Origin of the sequence: Caenispirillum bisanense, from assembly GCF_039523075.1 — a bacterium.
Lineage (GTDB): Bacteria > Pseudomonadota > Alphaproteobacteria > Rhodospirillales > Rhodospirillaceae > Caenispirillum > Caenispirillum bisanense.
Map to the genome: position 1 here is coordinate 1 of NZ_BAAAEP010000085.1, position 11,443 is coordinate 11,443.

9 protein-coding genes are annotated in these 11,443 nt (G+C 69.2%); 1 reads left to right on the top strand and 8 read right to left on the bottom strand.

The genetic code is table 11. The features are described from left to right. A partial coding sequence (locus ABD056_RS21790) for an SPOR domain-containing protein (RefSeq protein WP_343870269.1) occupies nucleotides 1-315 on the top strand: 315 nt, incomplete at its 5' end. Nucleotides 316-572: 257 nt separating this feature from the next. On the opposite strand, the gene ABD056_RS21795 is transcribed toward ABD056_RS21790, so the two are convergent. From ABD056_RS21795 to ABD056_RS21830, 8 genes are all read right to left on the bottom strand, one after another. After that, nucleotides 573-770: a hypothetical protein gene (locus tag ABD056_RS21795; RefSeq protein WP_343870270.1), complete on the bottom strand. Its 198-nt coding sequence runs from the start codon at nucleotides 768-770 to the stop codon at nucleotides 573-575. Between the two features lie 338 nt (nucleotides 771-1,108). Next, a complete protein-coding gene (locus ABD056_RS21800; RefSeq protein WP_343870272.1) occupies nucleotides 1,109-2,752 on the bottom strand; it encodes an alpha-D-glucose phosphate-specific phosphoglucomutase in 1,644 nt (547 codons plus the stop codon). A gap of 129 nt (nucleotides 2,753-2,881) precedes the next feature. Next, nucleotides 2,882-4,225, bottom strand: a complete 1,344-nt coding sequence (locus tag ABD056_RS21805; protein WP_343870274.1) for a UDP-glucose dehydrogenase family protein — start codon at nucleotides 4,223-4,225, stop codon at nucleotides 2,882-2,884. 52 nt (nucleotides 4,226-4,277) lie between these two features. After that, complete coding sequence (gene galU / locus ABD056_RS21810; protein WP_343870275.1) at nucleotides 4,278-5,162, bottom strand: UTP--glucose-1-phosphate uridylyltransferase GalU; 885 nt, start codon at nucleotides 5,160-5,162, stop codon at nucleotides 4,278-4,280. A 437-nt stretch (nucleotides 5,163-5,599) separates the two neighbouring features. Beyond that, the gene (locus ABD056_RS21815; RefSeq protein ID WP_343870277.1) at nucleotides 5,600-5,950 is read right to left on the bottom strand and encodes a phasin family protein; all 351 of its coding nucleotides are present in this window, start codon (nucleotides 5,948-5,950) and stop codon (nucleotides 5,600-5,602) included. Between the two features lie 602 nt (nucleotides 5,951-6,552). Further along, nucleotides 6,553-9,219: an alanine--tRNA ligase gene (alaS, locus tag ABD056_RS21820; protein WP_343870279.1), complete on the bottom strand. Its 2,667-nt coding sequence runs from the start codon at nucleotides 9,217-9,219 to the stop codon at nucleotides 6,553-6,555. A 464-nt stretch (nucleotides 9,220-9,683) separates the two neighbouring features. Next, complete coding sequence (recA, locus tag ABD056_RS21825; protein ID WP_343870281.1) at nucleotides 9,684-10,775, bottom strand: recombinase RecA; 1,092 nt, start codon at nucleotides 10,773-10,775, stop codon at nucleotides 9,684-9,686. 144 nt (nucleotides 10,776-10,919) lie between these two features. Further along, on the bottom strand, nucleotides 10,920-11,443 hold a 524-nt coding region (locus ABD056_RS21830; RefSeq protein WP_343870283.1), incomplete at its 5' end, for a response regulator.

The window sequence follows — 11,443 nt, forward strand, 5'->3', positions numbered from 1 at the left end:
AGCTCCGCCAACCCCGGCCGCGACGGCTGGGGCGTGCAGGTGGGCGCCTTCTCCCGCTTCGAGGCGGCGCAGATGAAGGCGGTGGAAGCCGCCGACCGGCTGAAGCGCGAGGTCCAGTCCAGCCACCCGAAGATCATCACCGTGCGCGACGACAGCGGCACCATCTACCGCGCCCGCGTCATGGGCATGAGCGAGCGCGACGCCCGCACCGCCTGCGACAGCCTGAAGCGCGCCAGCATGGCCTGCATCGTGGTGCCGCCGGACGTCAACCTCGCCCTCGCCCGCGGCAAGCCGGCGACGACGGCGACCGACTGAGACGCCGGCGCCTCACCGGCGCATCGCTCTCCTACCCGAGCCCCCGGCCCCCAAAGCCGGGGGCTTTTTGCTGCGGCTGCCGGTACGGTGCCGCCACATATCGGTGATTATAAACACCCCATAAAGAAAAACCGGCACCCCTTTCAGGATGCCGGCCATCATACCCTCGACGTATCGGACGCTCGTGACTCTGGCGGTCAACTGACTCCCGGTCGTAACCCCGCGCTCCGCCGGTTCCGCGGAGCGGTACTGACCTGTCAGTGCAGGTGCGGCGACAGGCGCTCCTCCTCATGGGCGGCCTGCGCGATGGCGATTGCCACCTCGCGCTGGCGCACCACCGCCAGGATCATGCCGGAGAGGGTCTGGACGCGGTAGCCGAGCAGGCTGCCGTCGGTGGAGATGGCGGGGCTGACGAAGACGTCGGCGGCGCTGAAGATGGTGGTATCCAGGGGCATGGCGAGCGTTCCGGGGTTGGTGATTTTTATGTTTCCTTGATACCACCGCCCCGGCGGGGGCCGTGACAAAAAAGTGTTTTCCGTTCCATGATCTTTGGTTGGATGCCGTTTTCTACCACTTCAGGCGGATCAATTTCGTCAACGGCATTTACGGACCTTTTATCTTCCCGATCAAAATGCCGTTTTCCATGCCCGTTCCCTTCCGCCCACATGGAAATGCCGGCCTCGGACGGAGGCCGGCACTCTCATGACAGTCGAAATGGATGCCGCGACTCGACCGGCTGATGCTTCAGGCGGCCAGTAGCGTCAAGTGCTCAGGCCAAAGCCTGTCCGGGCGGTCAAGTAATGACAGAGGGTTCGCTACGTCCGGTGTGGCCCGGGATGTCCGCCAGCTGCCCCGCCGCCGCGATCAGGTCGGCCAGCGCCTCCTGCGGGTCGAGGTCGTGGCGGGTGGCGTCGGGCTCGTAGCGCTCGATGTAGACCCGCAGGGTCGCCCCCGCCGTGCCGGTGCCCGACAGGCGGTAGACGATGCGGGCGCCGTCGGCAAAGCCGATGCGGATGCCCTGCCGGGCCGCCGTGGAGCCGTCCACCGGGTCGGTATAGGCGAAGTCGTCGCCCAGCACCACCTCGCGCCCCGCCACCGTCTGCCCCACCAGCCCCGGCACGGTGGCGCGCAGGTGGGCCATCAGGCGGTCGGCGCCGTCGCTGTCGATGCCTTCGTAGTCGTGGCGGCTGTAGTAGGTGCGGCCGTATTCCGCCCAGTGGCCGCGCACGATGGCGGCAATGCTCTCGCCCCGCCTGGCCACCACGTTCAGCCACAGCAGCACCGCCCACAGGCCGTCCTTCTCGCGGACATGGTCGGAGCCGGTGCCGAAGCTTTCCTCGCCGCACAGGGTGACCTTGCCGGCGTCCAGCAGGGTGCCGAAGAACTTCCAGCCGGTCGGCGTCTCGAAGGCGGGAATGCCCATCTTCTCCGCCACCCGGTCGGCGGCCCGGCTGGTGGGCATGGAGCGCGCCACGCCGGCGACGCCGCCGGCATAGCCGGGCGCCAGGGGGGCGTTGGCGGTCAGGATCGCCAGACTGTCCGACGGCGTGACGTAGATGCCGCGGCCAAGGATCATGTTGCGGTCGCCGTCGCCGTCGGAGGCAGCGCCCATGTCCGGCGCATCGGCGCTTTCCATGGCCGCCACCAGATCGTGGGCGTGGACGAGGTTGGGGTCGGGGTGGCCGCCGCCGAAGTCCTCCAGCGGCGTGCCGTTGATGACCGTGCCGGCCGGCGCCCCCAGGCGGCCTTCCAGGATCTCGCGCGCATAGGGGCCGGTGACGGCGTGCATGGCATCGAAGCACAGGCGGAAGCCGCCGGCGAACAGGGCGCGGATGGCGGGGAAGTCGAACAGGGTCTCCATCAGCTCGGCATAGTCGGCGACGGGGTCGACCACCTCCACCACCATGTCGCCCAGCCGCGTCTCGCCCAGGCGGTCGAGGTCGACGTCAGGCGCCTCGGCGATGCGGTACTCGGCAATGGCCTGGGTGCGGGCGTAGATCGCCTCCGTCACCTTCTCCGGCGCCGGGCCGCCGGCCGAGACGTTGTACTTGATGCCGAAGTCCTCGTCCGGGCCGCCCGGGTTGTGGCTGGCCGACAGCACGATGCCGCCGAAGGCCTTGTGCTTGCGGATGATGCAGGAAACGGCCGGCGTCGACAGGATGCCGCCCTGCCCCACCTTTACCCGCCCGAAGCCGTTGGCGGCGGCCATCTTCAGGATGGTCTGCACCGCCGTGCGGTTGTGATAGCGGCCGTCGCCGCCCACCACCAGCGTCTGGCCGGCGAAGCCCTCCAGGCTGTCGAAGATGGACTGGACGAAGTTCTCCAGATAGTGCGGCTGGGCGAAGACCTTCACCTTCCTGCGCAGGCCGGAGGTGCCGGGCCGCTGCCCCTCGAAGGGGGTGGTGGCGACGGTCTTGACGGATACGGTGTCGGACATGGGGGCAGCCTCCGCACTGGAGCGTTCGGAAGCCGGCGGGCGCAACCGGCCCGGCCGGCGCAGGAAAGGACTGGCGGCGGACGGCGGCGGCCCTCGTCGGAAGAGCCGCCGCCCGCCGCAAACCGTCGGTCAGCCGGCCGCCGGAGCGGCGCCGCGACCGCCATAGGGCCACGGGCGGCCGATGGAGGTGTAGGTGAAGCCGGCCTTGGCCATCATCTCGGGCTCGTAGACGTTGCGCAGGTCGACCATCACCGGCGCCGCCATCAGCTCCTTCACCCGGTTGAGGTTGAGGGAGCGGAACTCGTTCCACTCGGTCAGGATGGCGAGCACGTCGGCGCCGGCCATGGTGTCGTAGGCATTGTCGCAGAACTCGATGCCCGACAGCACCTTGCGGGCCTCGTCCATGCTTTCCGGATCGAAGGCGCGCACCCGCGCACCGGCCGCCACCAGGGCCGGCACGATGTCCAGGCTGGGGGCATCGCGCATGTCGTCGGTATTGGGCTTGAAGGCGAGGCCGAGCACCGCCACCGTCTTGCCGCGCAGGTCACCGCCGGCGGCGGCGACGATGCGGTCGGCCATGGCCTTCTTGCGCTTGTCGTTGATGTCCACCACCGTCTCGACGATGCGCAGCGGCGCCCCCAGGTCGCGGGCGGTGCGCACCAACGCCAGCGTATCCTTGGGGAAGCACGATCCGCCGTAGCCGGGGCCGGCGTGCAGGAACTTGCGGCCGATGCGGCCGTCCAGGCCGATGCCCTTGGCGACGTCGTGGACGTCGGCGCCGGCCCGCTCGCACAGGTCGGCGATCTCGTTGATGAAGGTGATCTTGGTCGCCAGGAAGGTATTGGCGGCGTACTTGATCATCTCCGAGGTTTCGAGGCTGGTGAACAGGATCGGCGTCTCGATCAGGTAGAGCACGCGGTAAAGCTGGCGCATCACCTCGCGGGCGCGTTCGGTCTCGGCGCCGATCACCACCCGGTCGGGGCGCATGAAGTCGTTGATGGCCGAGCCCTCGCGCAGGAACTCGGGGTTGGAGACGACGTCGAAGTCGGCGTCGGGCCGCGCCTCGCGGATCACCTTCTCCACCTCGCGGCCGGTGCCGACCGGCACCGTCGACTTGGTGACCACCACCGTGTAGCGGTCCATGGCGGCGGCGATTTCCCGCGCCGCCCCGAACACGTAGGACAGGTCGGCGTGGCCGTCGCCGCGGCGCGACGGGGTGCCGACGGCGATGAACACCGCGTCGGCCCCCGTCACCGCCTCGCTCAGGTCGGTGGTGAAGTGCAGCCGCCCGGCGGCGGCGTTGGACGCCACCAGCTTGTCCAGGCCGGGCTCGAAAATGGGGATCTCGCCGCGCTTCAGCCGTTCGATCTTGCTCTCGTCCTTGTCGACGCACGTGACCGTGACGCCGAATTCCGAGAAACAGGCACCCGACACCAGGCCGACATAGCCGGTGCCGATCATGGCGATGCGCATACTGGTCGATCCTTCCTTTCAGAACGCAGGCGGTGGGACGGCGGCGGCGGCTTCAGTCCAGCTCGGCGCACAGTTCCTTCAGCACGTCGCGCACCCGCGGGCCCATGTCCGGGCGGGCCAGGGCATAGGCGATGTTGGCCTTCAGGAAGCCGACCTTGTCGCCGCAGTCAAAGCGGGTGCCTTCGAACCGCAGGCCGTGGAACGGCATGCGACCGATGGTGGCGTTGAGCGCGTCGGTCAGCTGGATTTCGCCGCCGGCGCCCTTGCCCTGCTTCTCCAGCGCGTCGAACACCCGCGGGTCGAGCACGTAGCGGCCGATGATGGCGAGGCGCGACGGCGCATCCTCCGGCTTCGGCTTTTCCACCAGGCCACTGGCGCGGGCGAGGCGGCCGTCGTCGAAGTCGACGTCGAGGATGCCGTACTTGTTGGTCTCCTCCGCCGGCACTTCCTCCACCGCCACCACGTTGCCGCCGACCCGGGCCTGGGCCTCGATCAGCTGGCCGATGCAGGGGCGCGACTTGGACAGCACCATGTCGTCGGGCAGGATGACGGCAAAGGGCTCGTCGCCGACGAAGGCGCGGGCGCACAGCACCGCATGGCCGAGGCCGAGCGGCGCCTGCTGGCGGGTGGCATAGACGCTGCCGGCCGGCGGCATGGACGACAGCAGGGCGTCCAGCTCCTGCGTCTTGTTCTTTTCCCGCAGCAGCGCTTCAAGTTCCGGCACATGGTCGAAGTGCGCCATGATGGACGACTTGCCGCGGCCGGTGACGAAGATGAAGTGCTCGATGCCCGCTTCGCGGCACTCGTCCATGGCGTACTGGATCAGCGGCCGGTCGACGACGGGCAGCATCTCCTTGGGGACGAGCTTGGTGGCGGGGAGGAAGCGGGTGCCGAGACCGGCGACGGGGAACACGGCTTTCTTGACGGGTCGCACCATGGCGGAATGCACCTATGACGACGTTGAAACTGAAAAAACCGTTGTGAAACGCCTCCGCGCCCGGTCGGGTTGAGGTGCGATCGCGTCCTTCGCGCGCACCTGCACGCCGAAGAGGCGGCCCGTCCCGCCGCGCAGCCGGCCGAGCTTTCGGCTTTGTGCCACGGGCGATAGGGATACGCAATGGAACAATGGTTACGGAAATGGGGCGGGATACGGCGGAAAATGGCGGGTTCTGACACGGGCCGGCGGCGGCGGCTGCCCCCTCCTGACCCTGATCCGCATCATCGCCCACGACCGTGGCATGATAAAGGCGAAACCGGCGCCACCCTTGCAGGTGGCGCCGGTTCCGTCGGCAGGCGAGAGAGCCCGGCTGGAGCCTTGCGCGAGGCAGCGGCGGCGGTGGAGGCCCGTCCCCGCCGCGCCGCCCGCGATCAGCCTCAGGCGGCCTTCGTGGCAGCTTCGTAGGCGGTCTTGTAGCGGCTGGACAGCGGCTCGACGGCCGACTTCACGACCGAGGCCGACAGGTCGGAGAGCTTGGTGGTCTCGGCGACCATGGTCTCCCAGTTTTCCTTGGCCAGCTTGGTCTGCAGCTGCAGGACGTCCGCCGGGGTCTTGCAGGCGGCGAACTGCTGGCCGGCCTCGACGGCGCTCTCGAAGGAGCGGCCGGCGAAGGAGAAGGCTTCCTTGGCGATCTGCTCGAAGCCGTTGGCGAGCTTGGTGCCGGACTGCACGACGGCGTCCAGGCTGTCCTTGTTGAACTGCAGGACCGATTCGTAATTCTTCAGCATGAGAGTGTCTCCGTTTCGGGTTCGTCAGAACAGCGCGTGCGAGGGTCGTCACGACCAACCGGGTGTTCGGGCCGTGAGGCCCCTTTCGCTGGCGCCAGGACGCACACCCTTCGGCGCCCCGTGCTGCATTGCAACATGACACCAAGATAGGGACTCTCGGGGAATTGTCAAAGGATTTTTTTGTGCACTGCACAAAATCGTCAGCATCATGCCGAAGTTCAGGCGGACGCTGCGTTCCGGGAGGGCGGGAGACAGGCGCCGGTGCGGCGCAGGCAGGCTGATGCTGCAGTGCAACATCCGACGGGAGCCGGCCCGTTTTTGTCGTTGCGCCGAAAGCCTCCCCGGTCCCGGCCGCTCGACCGCCGGACGCTGCGGGACGGATGGTGGCGGAAGCGGCGATTCGGCGCAACGGGAAACCAACCGTTCATGACATGTTAAACAGTCGCACCGGCGCCGTTTAAGATTTCCCGCCACCGGCCGAAGCCGCCGGTAGCATCCGGCCGAACATGCCAGCGGGGCGGGCCATGACGGCACCGCCCCGCGGGACTCGTGGAACGCAGCGCGGCACCGCGTCGCTGTCTCCCGACGCGGCGCGGGCCGGGTCAGGCCGCCACGGTGGCGCCGATGGCCTGTTCGATGGCGGCGATGGCGTCGGCGGCCTTGTCGCCGTCGGGGCCGCCGGCCTGGGCCATGTCGGCGCGACCGCCGCCGCCCTTGCCGCCCACCGCCGCCGAGCCGGCGCGCACCAGGTCCACCGCCGACAGCCGGCCGGTGAGGTCGTCGGTGACGCCCACCACCAGCGAGGCCTTGCCCTCGGCCACCGACACCAGGGCGGCAACACCGGTGCCGAGGCCCTTCTTGATGTCGTCGACCATGCCCTTCAGATCCTTGGCCGGCACGTCCTCGACCACGCGGCCGGAGAAGGCGACGCCGTTGATCTTCTTGACCTCGGGCGCGGCCGCGGCGCCGGCGGTGCCGCCCATGGCGATCTTCTTGCGCAGGTCGCCGACTTCGCGCTCCAGGCGTTTACGGTCTTCCAGCAGCGCCGCCAGACGGCCGGGGATCTCCGCCGGCACCGCCTTCACGGCGTCGGAGGCGGCGGCGAGGATGGCTTCGTGCTGGCGCACGTAGTCGAGCGCGCCGATGCCCGTCACCGCTTCGATGCGGCGGACGCCGGCGGCGACGGCGCCTTCGCCGACGATCTTGAAGAAGCCGATGTCGCCGGTGCGGCGCACATGGGTACCGCCGCACAGTTCGGTGGAGAAGTGCGAGGCGCAGTCGGCGTCGCCGCCCATGGAGACGACGCGCACTTCCTCGCCGTACTTCTCGCCGAACAGGGCCATGGCACCGGCCTTGATGGCGCTTTCCGGGTCCATCAGACGGGTGGTGACGCCGGCGTTGGCGCGGATGGCGGCGTTGACCTCGTCCTCGACGGTGCGGATTTCGTCGGCCGACAGGGCCTTCGGATGGCTGATGTCGAAGCGCAGGCGCTCCGGCGCCACCAGCGAGCCCTTCTGCGTCACGTGATCGCCGAGCGTGCGGCGCAGGGCGGCGTGCAGCAGATGGGTGGCCGAGTGGTTGGCGCGGATGGCGTCGCGGCGCACCAGGTCGATGGCGAAGACCGCCAGGTCGCCGACGGCCACCTCGCCCTCTTCCACCACGCCGATGTGGACGGTCAGGTCGCCCAGCTTGCGCTGGGTGTCGCGCACGGCGATGCGGCCCTTGCCGGTGACGGTGACGATGCCGGTGTCGCCGCTCTGGCCGCCGCTTTCGCCATAGAACGGCGACTGGTTGGCGATCAGCGCCACTTCGTCGCCGGCCTTGGCGACCTGTACCGGGGCGCCGCCGACCACCAGGGCCTCGATGCGGCCTTCCGCCTGGGTGGCGCCGTAGCCGAGGAATTCGGTGGCGCCGGCCTGCTCGCGCAGTTCGAACCACACTTTTTCCGTCGCCGCCTCGCCGGAGCCGGCCCAGGCCTTGCGGGCCTCGGCGCGCTGGCGTTCCATGGCGGCATTGAAGCCTTCCACGTCCACGGCGATCTGGCGGGCGCGCAGGGCGTCCTGGGTCAGGTCGAGCGGGAAGCCGTAGGTGTCATAGAGACGGAACGCCACTTCGCCCGGCAGGGTGCCGCCGGAGGCGAGCTTGGTCGTCTCCTCGTCCAGCAGCTTGAGGCCGCGGTCGAGCATCTGCTTGAAGCGGCTTTCCTCCAGCTTCAGCGTCTCGGTGATGAGGGCGCCGGCGCGCTCCAGCTCGGGGTAGGCTTCGCCCATCTCGCGCTGCAGGGCGGGCACCAGCTTCCACAGCAGCGGGTCGGCGCAGCCCATCATGTGGGCGTGGCGCATGGCGCGGCGCATGATGCGGCGGAGCACGTAGCCGCGGCCCTCGTTGGACGGCAGCACGCCGTCGGCGATGAGGAAGCACACCGACCGCAGGTGGTCGGCGATGACGCGGTGGCTGATCTTGTGGGCGCCGTCCGGGTCGGTGCCGGCCGCCTTGGCGGTGGCCTCGATCAAGGCGCGCATCAGGTCGATGTCGTAGTTGTCGTGCTTGCCCTGCAGCACCGCGGCCAGCCGCTCCAGGCCCATGCCGGTGTCGATGCTGGGCTTGGGCAGGGCGACGCGCTCGTCCGGGCCCAGCTGTTCATACTGCATGAACACCAGGTTCCAGATCTCGATGAAGCGGTCGCCGTCCTCGTCCGGGCTGCCCGGCGGGCCGCCGGCGATGGACGGGCCGTGGTCGTAGAAGATTTCCGAGCACGGGCCGCAGGGGCCGGTGTCGCCCATCATCCAGAAATTGTCGGACGTCGGGATGCGGATGATCTTCTCGTCGCGCAGGCCGGCGATCTTGCGCCACAGGCCGGCGGCGTCCTCGTCGGACGAATGCACGGTGACCAGCAGCTTGTCGGCGGGCAGGCCGTATTCCTTGGTGATCAGATCCCAGGCGAGGCGGATCGCCTCCTCCTTGAAGTAATCACCGAAGGAGAAGTTGCCCAGCATCTCGAAGAAGGTGTGGTGACGGGCGGTGTAGCCGACGTTGTCGAGGTCGTTGTGCTTGCCGCCGGCGCGCACGCACTTCTGCGACGTGGTGGCGCGCGAGTAGGGGCGCGTCTCCTGGCCGGTGAAGACGTTCTTGAACTGCACCATGCCGGCGTTGGTGAACATCAACGTCGGGTCGTTGCGCGGCACCAGCGGGCTGGAGGGCACGATCTCGTGCCCGTTGGCGGCGAAGAAGTCGAGGAAGGTCTTGCGGATGTCTTTTGCCGTCTGCATTCGTCGTCACCACAGCCGCCGCGGCACCGCGGCAGTTCAAGGGAGTGTCAGGAAGCCCCGCCGGGCGGCAGGGACGGTATCGCTTTCTAACCCGCGCCCCTGCGCGAGTCCAGCGATGCGGCGGATCAAGGGATATGAGCATGACCGCCCGACGCGGCAAGACCATCCGCCCCGCTCCCCGCCGGGACCGGCTGTACCCCGCCGCCACCGCCCCCATGCAACGCGGGCGCCCCCCGTGCGACACGGGCTCCGCCCCATGCGACAGGGGCCCTGCCCCACGCGACACCGCACCGGGCCATGCGCCACCGGCTCCGCCCCACGCGACAAGGGCTCCGCCCCATGCGACAGGGGCACCGGGGCATGCGCCACCGGCCCTGCCCCATGCGACACGGGGCGGGGAGGTTGCCCTCCCCGCCCCGGTGCAGGTGCTGGTGCCGTGCCGTCGCGGGCGCAGCCGCTTGCGATCAGTCGTCGGCGGCCGCGGCGTCGGAGGCTTCGTCGATGCCGCCCGGTCCGGTCTGCATCGCCTCGCCGAGGACACCGGCGTTCTGGCGGATGGTGCGCTCGATCTCCGCCGCCATCTCCGGGTTGTCGCGCAGGAACTGCTTGGCGTTCTCGCGCCCCTGGCCGATGCGGGTGGAGTTGTAGCTGAACCAGGAGCCCGACTTCTCGACGATGCCGGCCTTGACGCCCAGGTCGATCAGCTCGCCGGTCTTGGAGACGCCCTCGCCGTACATGATGTCGAAGTCGACCACCTTGAACGGCGGCGCCACCTTGTTCTTCACCACCTTCACGCGGGTCTGGTTGCCCACCACCTCGTCGCGGTCCTTGATGGCGCCGACGCGGCGGATTTCCATGCGGACGGAGGCATAGAACTTCAGCGCGTTGCCGCCGGTGGTGGTTTCCGGGTTGCCGAACATGACGCCGATCTTCATGCGGATCTGGTTGATGAAGATGACGAGGCAGTTGGACTTGGAAACCGAGCCGGTCAGCTTGCGCAGCGCCTGGCTCATCAGGCGGGCCTGCAGGCCGACGTGGCTGTCGCCCATCTCGCCTTCCAGTTCGGCGCGCGGCACCAGGGCGGCCACCGAGTCCACCACCAGCACGTCGATGGCGCCGGAACGGACCAGGGTGTCGCAGATTTCCAGCGCCTGCTCGCCGGCGTCGGGCTGGGAGATCAGCAGCTCGCCCAGGTCGACGCCCAGCTTGCGGGCATAGACCGGGTCAAGGGCGTGTTCGGCGTCGACGAAGGCGCAGGCGCCGCCGCGCTTCTGGGCCTCGGCCACCACGTGCAGGGCGAGGGTGGTCTTGCCCGAGCTTTCCGGCCCGTAGATCTCGATGATACGGCCCTTGGGCAGGCCGCCGATGCCCAGCGCCAGGTCGAGGCCGAGGGAGCCGGTGGAGACCGCCTCGATGTCGACCACCGAATCGCGCTGGCCCAGCTTCATGATGGAGCCCTTGCCGAAGGCGCGCTCGATCTGGGCGACAGCGGCGTCCAGTGCTTTCTGCTTGTCCATGGAATCCTTCTCGACGAGGCGGAGTGCGGTCTGCGACATGTGCTGCCCCCTTATCCCACAGGTGCGACAGGCGGATCAACGCCGTTCCTGGCAGCAACTGTACGCGATTTGTTCACGCGCGCAAGCCCAAAGTGAACAAATCGGGAAAGAAGGGGCGGCCGTGGCGCCCCTTCCCCGGCGGGATCAGTGCTCGGCCGCCATCACTTCCTTCACCCGCGCCGCCAGCTGGGCGAGGTCGAAGGGCTTGGGCAGGAAGTGGATGTCCTTCGAATCCACCAGGTCGCCGCGCGCCACCTCCTCGGAATAGCCGGAGATGAGGATGACGCGGATTTCCGGCCGCTCCACCCGCACCAGACGGGCGAGAGTGGCGCCGTCCATGCCCGGCATGACCATGTCGGTGATCAGGAGGTCGATGTCGGGCGTGTCGCGCAGGATGTCGAGCGCCCCTTCGCCGGTGCGCGCCTCCAGCACCGTGTAGCCCTTGTTGCGCAGGGCGCGGGTGGCGAACACCCGCACGGCGTCCTCGTCCTCCACCAGCAGCACGGTGCCGCCGCCGGCGAGGTCGGCGGCCCCCGGCGGCGCTGCCGGCGCGGCCGGCGCGGCGGCGGCGGACGGAGCCTCGGCGGCCTCGGCCGGCAGCAGGGCAGGCGCGCGGGGCGGCGGCAGGTCGGCGGGCGGGCCGCGGTCCACCCCCCCCACCACCCCGC